This window comes from Candidatus Vicinibacter proximus (genome assembly GCA_016713905.1).
Classification (GTDB): domain Bacteria; phylum Bacteroidota; class Bacteroidia; order Chitinophagales; family Saprospiraceae; genus Vicinibacter; species Vicinibacter proximus.
Genome location: JADJOE010000001.1, coordinates 996,623 through 1,011,122, shown reverse-complemented (window position 1 = coordinate 1,011,122; position 14,500 = coordinate 996,623). Strand labels below are relative to the sequence as shown.

The following is a 14,500-nucleotide window of genomic DNA, read 5'->3' as shown; positions in this document are numbered from 1 at the left end:
TTATTTTGATTGCTGAGGATTTAACTCAATTCTGATTTTCTCCCCAATGAAAAAAGGATTTTCTACGGAAAGGTCTATGTATATTTCACGACCCCAGGCTTTGATTTCGGGATTTTTTCTAAGTCTGGTAGGAAGCTCCACTACTCGTGGATTGCAGTAAATAATTCTTCCGCTGTCAGTAACGGTCGGTCGCAAGGAAGACACCAGTCTCACCGTGCTTCCGGGTTCAAATTCCAATTCTGAACTTTCCGGAATAAAGCCTCTTACCTTCAGCGGTTTTTTTGGTGTGATGGTAACTAAATTGGATTTGGAAGAAATAAAATCACCTGCTTGTAATTTAAAATCTTCCACAAAACCACTCAACGTGGCACGCACAAAAAGTAATCCGGTTTTCTCATTCAGATAATCCAGTTCGGATTGATGTTGTTGTACCAGTCCCTGATTGAGTCCAAACTTTTTTGACAACTCTCCTCCCAGAATATTTAACTTCTCAGATTTTTCCAATTCAATTTTTTCAATTTGTTTTCTAAGTCCCTCAATTTGGATTTGAAGGTCTCCAGCTTGCTGATGTCCTGCCCCCAGCAAACTTTCTTTTAATTTATCCTGAAAACTTTGTTTGCCTTCCAGTTCTTTCAATTCTGTTTTTAATTCAGTCAGTTTGCTGTCATACTGAACCGTTGTAATGCGCTCTTCCTGTTCCAGTAATACACGATCAAAACGATCAACGCTCTTCAATTGATCTATTTGCAATAATTGCTCCTTTAATTTTTTATTAAGTTCTAATGCCTGAAGAATAAAGAGTGTATCACCTTTTTGCACATAGCTTCCGGGCCTGATCAGGATACGACTAATTTGGCCGTCGAGTTCAGACTGAACACCCACTGATTCTGATTCCGTGCTGCCAAAAAAACTTACCAGACTTTGACTGGTGATGTGTTGTTTGATAAAATACAAACCAATCATCGCCAACACCCAAAAAATATAAATGAGATTAAATTTCATGGGCCTATGTATTATCGATTTGTTCTTCTCCCTGACGAGACATCTTTTTTACCTGATAGGATTTGTCGTGCAGGTTCTTAATCAATTCCTCATAATCTGATTCATGCTTTAAGATCAACTTGTAATCCAACTCCCGATAAGGTTCTTTACCTTTCTCTGCATCGATGCGCAAATTATCCAAATCATAACGAATACAATATTGATCCATGATAAGATGAAAATCCTCCATAAAAATTCCACTGTCCGATCTTACCCTGAGTTCCCACACGACATTACGTCCGTTGTGAAATGGTGTAAACCGCAAAATAACCGCAACTACACAAAAAAGTATTGTACCCAGGATGGCCACGTAAAATCCATAAACCCCACAGGCAATACCTGTTCCCAATGCAGCAAACATAAAAATAATGTCTCTGGGGTCTCTGAAAGAAGTTCTGAATTGTATGATAGAAAGTGCACCCAGCATACCAAGACCTACTGCAACATTATCACCTATGGCTTGCATGATGGTGGTAGCCACCAGAGATGACAGGATGAGGGATTGAATGTAATTGGAAGACTTGATGGTAATGTTGGAGGTGTTTTGATAGGTGATGGCTACCAGACAGGCAAGGCAAAAAGAAAGCAAAAAAGTAAACAACACCATTTCCAGGGTTGGATTCTCAATATTTGCGTAGAGTGATAAAAATTCTTGCATATAGATTCTTAAGCAATAAGTTCATTTTGGGTAAAATGTAATTGCTTTCGGTTATAAAATTTAATCATAAGTTTACACAAAGTTAATATTCAGACGGACAATCTGAAGTTTAAGGTCCTAACATTGCAAGACCATGCATATTCCAACGAAGGGTGTTAGGTTTGCAAAACAAAATCTTAGCGCATGAAAGTAACCAGGATAGGAGTCATCAATATTGGAGATGAATTGCTCCTTGGTCAGGTGATAGACAGTAATTCAGCCAGAATAGGGCAGTTTCTCGCACCTCTTGGCTTAAGCGTGCACCGGAAATGGTGTGTGGGGGATGATGCGAATGAAATAAAATATGCCCTCACCGAAGCAAGTGAAACCTCTGAAATTATCCTGATCACCGGCGGACTTGGGCCTACCAGAGACGATGTTACCAAGACAGTATTGGCAGAATACTTTGGCGTCGGATTGGTTTTTTAGCGAAGAAAATTATAGCCATCTGAAAAACTTGCTGGAACCCAGAAACGTGCCTATCCGCGAGGTTCACCGCCAACAATGTTACATGCCTGCCAATGCCACACTCCTGGAGAATAAAATGGGGACTGCGATGGGCATGTGGATGGAAAATGGCGGAAAGATTTACGTCGCTATGCCGGGTGTTCCTTACGAAATGGATTATATTATGACCCATGGTGTCCTACCCGGATTAATCGCCAAATCCTATTCTTCCAACATGTATCATCAGACCATCCATGTGGGGGGGATGGGAGAAACCGAGATTGCAGCCATCATCGAACCACTTCTGGATCCACTCCCTGAATACATAAGTCTGGCTTATCTCCCGGCCTTGGGGACAGTGCGGGTAAGGCTTACCGGAAATCATGAAAATGCAGATTTGTTGAAAAATCAAATCGATGAATATATTGGCCAAATGGTCACCAGTTTGGGGGAAAAAGTTTTTGCTGCCGGGGACAGCTCACTTGAAAAAGCAATAGGCACATTATTGATGGAAAAAGGCCTGAGTATCGGCACTGCGGAAAGTTGTACCGGAGGCAACATAGCCCACAAAATTACCGGAATTGCGGGTAGTTCGGTCTACTTCAAAGGGGGTATTGTAAGTTATACCAATTCAGTAAAAAACAGTTTGCTGCATGTATCCGCCCACACTCTGGAGTTTCATGGTGCGGTAAGCGAAGAGACTGTCCGCGAGATGGTAGTCGGATGCTGTGCGGCATTGGGTGTGGATCTTGCAGTTGCGGTAAGTGGCATTGCGGGACCCGAAGGCGGAACGGATGAGTTGCCCGTTGGGACCATTTTTATTGCAGCTGGAAACTCCGATAAAATATTTACCCGAAAACTCAAATTGGGGAAAGACCGAAGCAGAAATATAGAAACCGCAAGCATCTATGGCCTTTTGCTTGCAAGAGAGTGGATACTTTCCCCAAAGTAAGGGGTAAATTCATCTGAATGCCTTTGGTTTTGCTTAGGTAAATTACTTTGGTTCTGATTTGAAACTTATCCTTAAAAACCATCTGCCTAACTACCAAAAGCACTTGTGAACGCCGCCATTTTGCTTACCTTTGTCGTTGGTCGGGGATTCTGAATTGGAACTTAAACCACCTAAACATTCATACAAAAATAAATCACATATGGCTCGAGTCGAACTGATTATGCCCAAAATGGGGGAAAGCATTATGGAAGCCACCATATTGAAGTGGGTAAAAAAAGAAGGAGATGCCGTTGGACTGGATGAAACCATCCTGGAAATAGCCACGGATAAGGTGGACAGTGAGATTCCATCCCCGTCCGCCGGCGTGATTGGTAAGATCCTTTTCAAAGAAAATGATGTAGTTCCCATCGGTACCGTCATCGCCTATATAGAAACAGATGCATCTGACGTGGCTATAAGCCCTGCTCCTGCAGCAGCTCCTGCTCCTGCTGTCGCTAACGAAGCTCCGGCAACATCAGCTGCACCTTCTTCAGTCGTAAGCACGCTTGTAGTTGCTTCAGAACCCATTAAATCCGGAGAAGACAGGTTTTATTCTCCCCTAGTCAGAAGTATTGCCAAAGAAGAAAATATTTCCCAAAGTCAGTTGGACCAAATCACAGGTTCCGGACTGGGAGGTCGCGTGACAAAACGAGATATTCTGGAATTTATCAGTCAGGGTAAACCCTCTACAGCCTCACAAGCACCCGCAGTTTCTTCACCCGTGGAAGCACCGGCTGCCAAACCTCAGGCACCGGCCATATCCATTGGTGGCAATGTAGAAATCATTGAGATGGATCGCATGCGCAAACTCATTGCCGATCACATGGTAATGAGTAAATCTGTCTCACCGCATGTAACTTCATTTGTGGAGATCGACATGACCCCGGCCGTTTTGTGGCGTGACAGAGTAAAGGACAGTTTTCAGAAAAAATATGGGCAGAAAATTACCTTCACGCCCATTTTTGTAGAAGCGGTTGCCAAAGCCATCAAGGATTTCCCTATGATCAACATCTCAGTGGACGGAACCCGGATCATCAAAAAGAATGACATCAACATCGGGATGGCGGCCGCACTTCCTTCCGGAAATTTGATTGTCCCGGTCATTAAAAATGCCGATCGTTTGAATCTGGTTGGTTTAACTTATGCCGTAAACGATCTTGCAGACCGCGCCAGGCAAAACAAACTTAAGCCTGAAGAAATTCAGGAGGGAACCTTTACCATCACCAACGTGGGTGGTTTCGGCAACATCATGGGTACACCCATCATTAATCAGCCCCAGGTGGCTATTTTGGCTACCGGTGCCATCAAGAAAAAACCTGCCGTAATAGAGACACCAACAGGTGATACCATTGGTATCCGTCACATGATGTTCCTGTCCCTCTCCTACGACCACAGGGTAGTGGACGGATCTTTGGGTGGCAAATTCCTTCGTAAAGTAGGCGACTACCTGGAGCAATTTGACATCAACCAAAATATCTGAGCACGCTTATGAGCCGGATGTTTTTTTGCGCTCTGTTGTCCTTGCTTTTGGTAAGGATGCAAGCGCAATCAGAATCCATCCGGACTGCAAAAAAATATTACGCACAGGAGGATTATTACCATGCCGGTATCTTATTTGAGCAATTATTCAACAAAGTAAAAAAAGACAAAAGCGACTTGTTGATTGCTTCCAAATGTTTTTACGAAAGCAACCGTTTGGATCGCGCCGCAGAAGGATTTAACCTGCTGAGCAAATCCAAAAAATACCGCAAAGAATCCTTTCGTTATCTGGCTCAGATTCATCAGTATCAAAGAAATTTTCGGCAGGCTATTTTTTACCACAAAAGATATTTGAGCTTACTGGACCGGGATAATCATGAGCGACCAAAGATTTATGCCCAGATTGAACACTGCACAAAAGGACTCGCAATCCATAAAAAAGAACCACTTGCCATTGTAGAATCCATCGGCCCCGAAATCAATACACACGAAGATGAGTTTGCCGCATTCCCCAGCGTAAATTATCCCGGCAAATACTATTTCAGCGCAGTCAAAGAAAACAATGAAGGGGGGAAAAGAAATGAAGAAGGGGTATTGGATAAAACCAAAGGTCGTTTTCGTGCAGATCTTTTTGTGATTGAAGAAGCCAGGGGAAACTGGTCCTCGATGAAAGATCTGAACCCACTCCTCAACAGCAGTAAGCATGACGTAATACTTGATTTTGCGAAACACGGTGAGGTGATGATTTTCTTCCAGGGATGGGATGAAATAAAAGGAACTGCGAGTGTAGACACCTTTACCGGCAGCAACCGCAAATACAAATTCTCTAAATTCGAATCCATCTTTAACCCTGAGATTGGGGACAACAGTTTGTGCGTCTTTCAGGATTCCATAATGATTTTCAGCAGTGCCCGGACGGGAGGTTATGGTGGGTATGACTTATACATTAGTGTCTTCAGAAAAGGCAATTGGTCACAAGCCAGCAATCTCGGTCCGGACATAAATACTTACTACAATGAAACCACCCCATTTTTAGCCAATGATGGCCTGACCCTGTATTTCTCTTCCAATCATTCCGGCAGCATGGGTGGCTTTGATATTTACAGAACAAGATTTGGTGCGGAAGAAGGTAAATGGCAGACACCTAAAAATCTGGGGGTGCCCATCAACAGCGCCGGTGATGATTTGCATTTTAAATTGACCTCGGATGGGATTGCAGGAGTGTTTAGCTCTGACCGCAAAGAAGACAATCAGGGTAAAAGAGATATCTACATTGCCTACTTTAAAGAAGATCTCGAAGAGCAATATTATCCACCCAATGGAAGTGCAGTCACTCAATGGTTTCAATTTAACGAACCTTTGAGAAAAAACAAACAGACCCAGGAATTCACGGAAACACCTGAGAAATCACTTCCAATTAAAACGGAAATTAAGCTGGATGCTATTGTGGATCAGGGAGACGATTTTCTCAAAGACGAGCGCAACCGCAATACGCTTGCAAAGCTGGTGGAACTTCTACAAAAATATCCCGGACTTCGTCTGAGGATTACGGGACATTCCTTCGAAGAAAGTCCCGAAGCGCTGAATTTGTATTTTTCCATGAAAAAAGCCCGCCAGGTTAATGATTATCTCATCAGCAAGAACATCCCACAAAACAGATTAGAATTAAGATCAGCAGGTCGATCCTTTCCTATTGTCAAAACAGAAATCAACGGAATCCCTTATCCTGCTTCACAAAAAATCAACAAACGTGTAGAGCTGCAATTGCTGGGCACAGAGACTACGGACCTGCTTGTAGGTTATAACATTCCAGGGATCAACGAAAGCCTGCTGGAGAACAACCAGGAAACCAGAGCGCTGTTTCAGACCGGATTGTTCTATTCGATCCTGCTTGGAGAATCCGCACAAGTGCTCAATCACCCTGTTTTACAAAAGGGGAATGAACAGTTTTTTGCAGAAAGAAACCCTAGGAACGAAAAGATAAGTTACTATTGTGGATTGTTCAGAACTTTCCGGGAGGCTAAAAACTTCCTAAACCAGAATACCAGTGAAAAAAGTAGTAACATCCGTGCCTTTGTCGATGGTAAAAAACTGGAAAGAAATGAGCTGATTAATTTTGTGGATAAATACGATGATCTGATTTTACTGATAAACGAATACAACAAAAATCAATAACAGATAAAGTGGCCAAACTGGATTTTCTACGGCAGGGAATAAAAAACATGCGGACCATTGGTTCTGTGAGCAGGTCTTCCGGCTTTGTCAGCAAGACCATGCTGGACGCTGTGGACTTTAACCTTGCCAGGGTAGTTGTTGAGTTAGGGGCCGGTGATGGCGCCATAACAGAGCATCTTTTAAAAAGGCTGCATCCTGATGCCAAACTTTTGATCTTTGAAGTGAACGCTGCATTTTGCGAGGAATTGAGAAAACTACCGGATTCCAGAATCACCATTATTGAAGACTCCGCAGAACACATCGAAGCATATCTGAAAAATCTTCAGATTGAGAGCATCGATGCCGTTATTTCTGCAATTCCATTCGTGTTGTTTCCTAAAGAATTATCCATCAACATCCTCAAAGCTGTCAAATCCTGTATGAAGCAAGGCGCCAGTTTTGTGCAACTACATTACAGTCTCTCCTTGAAAAAAATGTACGAAGAGATTTTCGGCCAGGTAAGATTTGAATTTGTACCCATCAACATTCCTCCTGCTTTCATCATCCTGTGCAAAAAGGCATAGTCGGATTCCTGATTGCGATAACTTCATTTTAAATTGCAGATAAGACAAACCGCTCATGTGTTGCAGACTTCTCAGAAACTACTCATTATAAATAATGAATGGAGATAACCTTGCATGATTCGTGGGTAATGGATAGAATTGCTCTAAGCATGAAAATAAAACACTACCGACACAAACTTCTCTCTTGCCAGAAGTAAGCCTAAATAGGATCGTATCCTTTAAAAGATGGATGAAAAGTAAGCGGTATAGTGAAAGCACCATCAAGACTTATAGCGAAGCTTTAAAAACGTTCTTAAGCTATTTTGTAGCAAAACACTTAGAAGACATGAATAATAAGGATTTATTTGACTTCATCAACGACTATATTTTAAAACATCATTTATCGGCATCCTACCAAAACCAAATTGTAAATGGCGTGAAATTATTTTTCAGGCAAATAGAAAACAGAAGTCTGGAAATTGATTTAATTCACCGACCAAAAAGATCGAAATTGTTGCCAAATGTCTTCAGTAAGGAAGAAATTTAATTGATCTTAAATGCATTAAAAAATCTAAAACATCGGGCAATGCGCTCGCTAATTTATAGCTGTGGGTTGAGAAGAAGTGAGTTGGTCCATCTTAAATTTTCAGACATCAATTCCCATCGAAACGTGGTTCTTATCCGGCAGTCAAAAGGCAATAAAGACAGGATAGTGCCCCTATCCGAAAAAATACTACTCATTCTGAGGGAATATTATAACGCATATAAACCCAAAACATGGTTGTTTGAGGGTCAGACCAAAAATACACCTTACGATGAAAGAAGTCTGTCCAATGTATTAAAACAAGCTATAGAAAAAGAAGGAATTAAGAAACCTGTCACTTTACATTGGATGAGACATAGTTATGCCACGCACCTCCTGGAAGCAGGAACAGATTTGAGATATATTCAAGAGCTGTTTGGGCACAACAGCAGCACGACTATTGAAATTTACACGCATGTCAGCAACAAGAACTTACAAAAAATTACCAGCCAATTTGATACTTTATAAGAAAATTTAATTAATTTTGGAAAAAGATATGTACACCTTTTGTTTCACCAATCCCTCCACCGTTAGACAGACTTGTGCAACGATGTGGCAAGTATATACGAGTTATCACCAACTAAAATAAGATGAATTACCTTAAATCAATAATACTAATTTTTTCTATTGAAAATAATCTTTATTCGCAATCTTCAATTGATACTCTGCTAGCGTCAACAATAAATAAATAAATACTTCACCACAGAAGATTACTTTCTTAAAGATACTATCAAAAAAGAAGCATTTCTTAACAAAATAATTATTGAAAAATTAGAGCAAAATAGTTTGTATAGTACGAACTGCAAGTATTTCAAAAATAAAATCATTCTTACATCAATTGAAAAACAACAAATTATTGAAAATCTAAGTAAGGACTTTGTTTGGCAATTTCCATTAGAAAATAAATGTAAAATTATAAATACTGAAATGGCTTGCGATATTTTAGACTCAATTAATAGAATAGGAAAGGTGCCTTTAAATAAATATATAAAATCTGAAATTTCAGCTAAGGAATACGAAAGATTAAGAATGAAATTACCTTATATAGTTTATATAACAAACCCAAACTATTTTCGAAATAAAAAGTATTTGTTGGTTGGGATAACTTGCATTGGCGGTGGCCTATCGGGTACCCCATGTCATATTTTTGTATACAAAAAAACAAAAACCGCATATAAAGAATATATTAATATTAAAATTAACTAACGAATGCTGGTGATAACACCAGATTGAAGCAATGGACTGCAGAAATCTTCGTTATTGGAAAAATAGGGTGTTCTCTGAATATTTGGTTTTGTATCTTCTCTTTGGGTGATCGAGTAAAAGGCCACTGCATCAATCTCTAACCGTTGGGCACAATTGTAACGAAAATATGAGATATAATTTATTTCTGATTTTATTGTACACCACTGCATCATGGGGGCAAAGCGATTCATTGTGGGAATTAAAGGAAAAAGGAATTATTACTCTTGAACAATGGTATGACTTAAAACTAAAATCTGGCTATATATCTAATGAAGGTAATGGATGGGTCCAATTTACTGATCAAATTGACATAAATTCTGACCACTATAAATCATTGAAAACTAAATCTGGACTTATTTTCTATATTCCTGATAAATATCAAATTATTAAGAAAAATGGAAACAGGTACATACAAGCTTATTTATTCAACCTGTCTGATTCTGTTGTATTAATCCCAAGATCAGACGCCACAATACTCAGCGTTGAAAATTATCTTTTTGTATATAACAAATGGCAAATAATTAAAGAAAATTCAAAGGCTACCTGCGGTAATAGTTATTGGATGCAAAAACTAGAACCAAATTATTACATATCCCTACTATTTGATAATCATGACATTTCTTTAGGCAATATAAAAGTAAAACAAAAAATTAAAATATGCATCGGAGGCCAAGTGCTAGAGTCAAAAGAAGTTTGGGCTATGTTAAATAAAAATCAATTGAAGCTACTGCGTAATAAAGGAATGTAACTGCGCCCAACATGGCATAGACTCTATTCCGCCAAGCAACTTTTATCATTCTCTTTTTTTCTTTTTCCGGAAATAACAAATTAATTTTTTAGTTTTGGTTGCTAATGTTTGGCGGTGCAGCGTCTAAACCAAATCCGTTAGCGGTAATTTAACACAAAATGAATTTTCATGGAAATAAAAAGAATAGATAAAAGTGACTTAAAATGGGTTTCAGAGTTACTTGGGCAATCTTTTGCCGAAGACCCAATGTTTAATTTTGTTTTGGGAAACCAAATCAATAACAAACGAAAAATGGAATGGATTCAGGGACGCTCATTCATTTATGCATGTTCGCACGGAGAGTGCTATGCGACTGAAGATAATAGTGGCGTTCTATTTATGTTGCCGCCTGCAGAAGTTAAAGTGACGTTTATGAAAATGGCTAAAGCTGGAATGCTTGCTCTTCCTTTAAAGTTAGGCATGAAAACTTTCTTTAACTTTTCTGAGCTAATGGACCATGTTGACAAGGAACATTTTGCTTCTGCTAATTTTGATCACTACTATATTATGGTAATGGGTGTTTTGCCCGTCAAGCAGGGAAAAGGCATTGGAAAGAAACTCTTGAACCATGCTCTTGAGATAATTGATAGACAAAATTTAACGTGTTACTTGGAAACACAAAATATTGATAATGTAGCCATCTATAAGAAATTTGGATTTGAAATTATATCAAATAAGAAATTGCCCAAAGGGGATTTACAAAATTGGGGAATGGTTCGTAAACAAGTAAAAGGTCAACTGAAAGTAGCAAATGACTAAAACTACCGCTAACACATGTTTTGCGTCAGGTGTGGTGACGTGCAAACTTGGAGCTTTGTGCTTCTATTCAAGTTCAGTGCAGGTTGACAGTTTTGCGCTCCGAAGCCCGCACGAACGCAAAGCCTGCGGACCTAAGACATTCTGCCAAAAAACGACACCGCCAAAATATTAAACTAACAATATTATGAAATTAAAATCCTTATTCGGATTACTACTTATATCCTATTTTACATATGGACAAAGTAAAAAAATTACAAGACTTGATGGAAGCAAAATTTCTTTTTCAGAAGTTGACAAAATAGTCAAACATCTTATGGACACGGCAAATGTTCAAGGTTTGGATTTGGCAATTCTCAATAACAAGAAAACTGTTTATTTAAAATCCTATGGTTATAAAAATAAGACCAATGCAGAACTATTGGATACAAATAGTGTAATGTATGGTGCTTCATTTAGTAAAGCCGTATTTGCTTTTTTAACATTGAAACTTGTTCAAGAAAAAACAATTGAGTTGGATAAGCCTCTTTATAAATATTTAAGTAAACCAATTTCTGAATATGAATACTTTTCAGACCTAAAATCAGATGATAGATGGAAATTAATTACAGCGAGAATGTGTTTAAGCCATACAACCGGGCTTCCAAATGTAAGATGGTTACATCCTACAACAGGAGTGGAAGATACACTTGGAATTATGAAAATTTATTTTAAACCTGGTACAAAATATGCTTATTCAGGAGAAGGTTTAAAACTTTTACAATTAGTTGAAGAAGAAATTACTCATAAAACAGTTGAAGATTTAGCCATTGAAAAAGTTTTTGCTCCCATTGGAATGAAGAGATCTGGTTACATTTGGTACAAAGAATTCGATGACAATTTTGCAATTGGACATTTGCAAGATGGAACGCTAAACCCAAAGAAAAAACGAAAAATTCCTGTTGCAAGCGGTTCATTGGTAACAACAATTACTGACTATTCAAAATTTATTGAGTTTGTAATGCAACAAAAAGGGTTAGACAAAAAAATGTATAACGAAATGTTGTCATCTCAAATTAAAATACATTCAAAGGTCCAATTTCCGACAATCACAGAAGAAACTACAACGGAAAACAAAGCCATAGACTTATCTTATGGACTTGGCTGGGGACTTCTAAAATGTAAATATGGTAGAGCATTCTTCAAAGAAGGACACGATGACGCCTGGAGAAATTACAACATCAATTTTATTGACAAAGGAATTTCAATTATTATAATGACAAATAGTGCAAATGGAGAATTGATCTTCAAAGAACTTTTGGAAAAACTAATTGGCGACACATTTACTCCTTGGAAATGGGAAACATATTTTCCCTACAACTATAAAAAGTAAAAGACACAATCACCTATCTGCGTGGCTTACAAAGAACGGATGAAAACGGTTGGGTAAATTTTAACACCATTATTCCTTGCTGGTATATCGGACGAATTCCACATATCCATTTCAAGGTTTTCGTAAACAACAAAGAATGGATCAATTCTCAGCTTTATTTTGAAAAGAACTATTGCGACAATCTATTTACAACCAAAGAACCCTACTCTAAAATGGGGAAGTGCCCAATTGACTTTGCCAATGATGCCGTCTTTGCTATGGCAGGTGGAAAACATAACGGATTATTACTTGCGCCACAGTTGACGATTGACAATAAATTATCAGCAATTGCAAGGATAGGTGTGGTTAGAGTTTGAGATATACTACACAAGGCAGTACACAATCGAGTAGACCACTTTCCCATGTAAACCATTCCAATATTTATTTATTTTACCAATGAGACCGAAATCTCAAGCCTTTTACATCAATATTATATTCCATCCTAAAACATATATGAAATTTTAATATTAAAAGGTAAAGGGGCCTAAGTAATGAATCGTGTCGTAAAAAAAACACCAGTTAGCCTAAAATAGACTGATTAAAAAGATCAAATTGCAACCATTCTTTGATACAACTATTTTTACCAATTGGTCTTGGATTTAAAAAAATGTTTTATTTTTGACGGCGGTGAGAATCTACAGGTAAAAAGAGCTCACTTTAAGTTTATTGCTTAGAAACATTTTGAATTGATAAAAAGATAAAAAAATGAAAATTTTTTACGCACTTATTGTTTTCGTATTTTATGCGCTGGATTATCATGTAGAAGCACAAGTCTCTTTTAAACATTTTACTTTGTCCAGACAAGCTTCAGCCAACACACAGATTGTGGACCTGGATAGAGACGGTAAGAAAGATATACTTATGGTTAACCGCTCTTCAGATACCAGTATAGTCTGGTATCAAAATATGGGCAATGGATATTTTTCACCAGCAAAGCAAATATGGAACGCCGGAAGAAACAACCTTTATTATTCTGAATCCATCGCTTTGGCAGATTTTAATAATGACGGACACCTTGATTTTGCTGCTGACAATTATTATGGACAAAATGCCCTTGCGTTTATAAACGATGGCTCTCAAAATTTTACAAGAACTGTTGCAAGCCATATAGGAGGAGAATTTTTTGGCATCAATACCGTTGATGTCAACAATGATGACTACCCTGAAATAGTTGCCTCCGGAAGAATTTTTAATAATACCAAAGGCGTTTTCGACAGCGTCGGTACGAAGCTTAGCCTGTTCGGTTATTCAACCATAAGTCATGACTTTGATGGCGACTCTTTTGAAGACATCGCTCAATATACAAACAACAATAAAATAGTTTTTTATCAAAACAACACAAATGGCGGATTTAATGCACCTAAAACAATTGACTCACTGCTTAAATTTGGCTATTATTACATGAGTCTGTGTGATCTTGACGCTGACAATAACGTAGATATACTTTATCCTTCAAGTACCTATTTTCCCAATTCTGACAACATCATGAAGTGGTATAAGTCCAATGGAAAAGGAACCTTCACCATCCATAATTTGCTGGTGGTGGATACAAACTATGTAGTCACCAGCATTTTTGCTGCTGATATTAACAGTGATGGTCAAAAAGATCTTGTTGCATCCATGTATGTCCGTGGCAACAATAAGGGTGCGGTCAGATGCTTCTGGAACCAGGGTGGTAATGTATTTGATTCCAGCAAATACCAAGTGGTTACCACGGCTATCAATTATCCAGTTTTTGTAAGAGTGGAGGATATAGACAGTGATGGAGATCAGGATATTCTCACTGCAAGTTTTGGTGGTCCGGGTGGTATGGCATGGTTTCAAAATCAATCCATTCCCAACACGACAGGATTGAATGAGCATACGGTTTATCAGCCCCTTGTATATCCTAATCCGCTTACATCAGAAACTACCTTATCCTTTAGTGAAGAACAAAAAAACACCACAATAAAAATAATTGACTTGTTTGGCAAGGAAATAAGAAGTCATAACTTTAATGGGAAAGAATTTATCCTAAAAAGAGGTGAATTGATTAATGGCATTTACTTTTTACAGATCTTGGATGAGCATAGAAATTTAACCAATAAGAAAATAGTCATTGAATAGTAATCAAGATAAGCAAAAACAATAAAGTTAAAGACGAAAGCTTAATTCGTACCTGTGCATGAAATTAATTGAAGTAGGCGAGATTCTATCCATCAGTTTGATGCATTTGTAAATCCATTTTACTAATCATCAAACAAAACTAAACGATCACTACTCCAGATTAAATTCCGGGAATAGGACCCTATGAGTTTTATTATTGTAAGCAATCCGAACTATAAAATTCAGGTGAATTAAATACAT

General features: G+C 38.4%; 14 protein-coding genes and 1 pseudogene. 12 read left to right on the top strand and 3 right to left on the bottom strand.

Features of this window, described 5'->3' with window-relative positions:
• The gene (locus tag IPJ83_04060; protein ID MBK7879717.1) at positions 1-1,002 is read right to left on the bottom strand and encodes an HlyD family efflux transporter periplasmic adaptor subunit; all 1,002 of its coding nucleotides are present in this window, start codon (positions 1,000-1,002) and stop codon (positions 1-3) included.
• A gap of 4 nt (positions 1,003-1,006) precedes the next feature.
• The gene (locus tag IPJ83_04055; GenBank protein MBK7879716.1) at positions 1,007-1,699 is read right to left on the bottom strand and encodes a DUF4956 domain-containing protein; all 693 of its coding nucleotides are present in this window, start codon (positions 1,697-1,699) and stop codon (positions 1,007-1,009) included.
• A 183-nt stretch (positions 1,700-1,882) separates the two neighbouring features.
• Between IPJ83_04055 and IPJ83_04050 the strand changes: the two genes are divergently transcribed.
• The 7 genes and pseudogenes from IPJ83_04050 (at position 1,883) to IPJ83_04020 (ending at position 9,161) form a co-directional block, all read left to right on the top strand.
• A complete protein-coding gene (locus IPJ83_04050; GenBank protein MBK7879715.1) occupies positions 1,883-2,167 on the top strand; it encodes a hypothetical protein in 285 nt (94 codons plus the stop codon).
• A gap of 28 nt (positions 2,168-2,195) precedes the next feature.
• Complete coding sequence (locus tag IPJ83_04045; protein MBK7879714.1) at positions 2,196-3,137, top strand: nicotinamide-nucleotide amidohydrolase family protein; 942 nt, start codon at positions 2,196-2,198, stop codon at positions 3,135-3,137.
• Positions 3,138-3,336: 199 nt separating this feature from the next.
• Positions 3,337-4,656 carry a 2-oxo acid dehydrogenase subunit E2 gene (locus IPJ83_04040; GenBank protein MBK7879713.1) on the top strand — a complete coding sequence of 440 codons (1,320 nt, stop codon included), beginning with the start codon at positions 3,337-3,339 and terminating at the stop codon, positions 4,654-4,656.
• An 8-nt stretch (positions 4,657-4,664) separates the two neighbouring features.
• Complete coding sequence (locus IPJ83_04035; protein MBK7879712.1) at positions 4,665-6,830, top strand: PD40 domain-containing protein; 2,166 nt, start codon at positions 4,665-4,667, stop codon at positions 6,828-6,830.
• Between the two features lie 8 nt (positions 6,831-6,838).
• On the top strand, positions 6,839-7,393 hold the full coding sequence (locus tag IPJ83_04030) for a methyltransferase domain-containing protein (protein MBK7879711.1): 555 nt from the start codon (positions 6,839-6,841) through the stop codon (positions 7,391-7,393).
• A gap of 229 nt (positions 7,394-7,622) precedes the next feature.
• Positions 7,623-8,423: pseudogene (locus IPJ83_04025) on the top strand (site-specific integrase).
• 318 nt (positions 8,424-8,741) lie between these two features.
• Complete coding sequence (locus IPJ83_04020; GenBank protein ID MBK7879710.1) at positions 8,742-9,161, top strand: hypothetical protein; 420 nt, start codon at positions 8,742-8,744, stop codon at positions 9,159-9,161.
• Here the strand turns inward: IPJ83_04020 and IPJ83_04015 are convergent.
• Entirely contained in the window at positions 9,158-9,391 is a 234-nt protein-coding gene (locus IPJ83_04015; GenBank protein ID MBK7879709.1) for a hypothetical protein, read from the bottom strand. The two genes, IPJ83_04020 and IPJ83_04015, sit on opposite strands and share 4 nt — an antisense overlap.
• Between IPJ83_04015 and IPJ83_04010 the strand changes: the two genes are divergently transcribed.
• The 5 genes from IPJ83_04010 to IPJ83_03990 all read left to right on the top strand — a co-directional run bounded on the left by IPJ83_04010 (position 9,391) and on the right by IPJ83_03990 (position 14,260).
• The gene (locus tag IPJ83_04010) at positions 9,391-9,948 is read left to right on the top strand and encodes a hypothetical protein (protein MBK7879708.1); all 558 of its coding nucleotides are present in this window, start codon (positions 9,391-9,393) and stop codon (positions 9,946-9,948) included. The two genes, IPJ83_04015 and IPJ83_04010, sit on opposite strands and share 1 nt — an antisense overlap.
• 168 nt (positions 9,949-10,116) lie before the next feature.
• The gene (locus tag IPJ83_04005) at positions 10,117-10,746 is read left to right on the top strand and encodes a GNAT family N-acetyltransferase (GenBank protein ID MBK7879707.1); all 630 of its coding nucleotides are present in this window, start codon (positions 10,117-10,119) and stop codon (positions 10,744-10,746) included.
• 184 nt (positions 10,747-10,930) lie between these two features.
• Positions 10,931-12,115 (top strand): beta-lactamase family protein, encoded by a 1,185-nt coding sequence (locus tag IPJ83_04000; protein MBK7879706.1) that lies wholly within the window; start codon positions 10,931-10,933, stop codon positions 12,113-12,115.
• 212 nt (positions 12,116-12,327) lie between these two features.
• Entirely contained in the window at positions 12,328-12,471 is a 144-nt protein-coding gene (locus IPJ83_03995) for a hypothetical protein (protein MBK7879705.1), read from the top strand.
• A 388-nt stretch (positions 12,472-12,859) separates the two neighbouring features.
• Complete coding sequence (locus IPJ83_03990) at positions 12,860-14,260, top strand: T9SS type A sorting domain-containing protein (protein MBK7879704.1); 1,401 nt, start codon at positions 12,860-12,862, stop codon at positions 14,258-14,260.
• Positions 14,261-14,500: the final 240 nt, after the last annotated feature.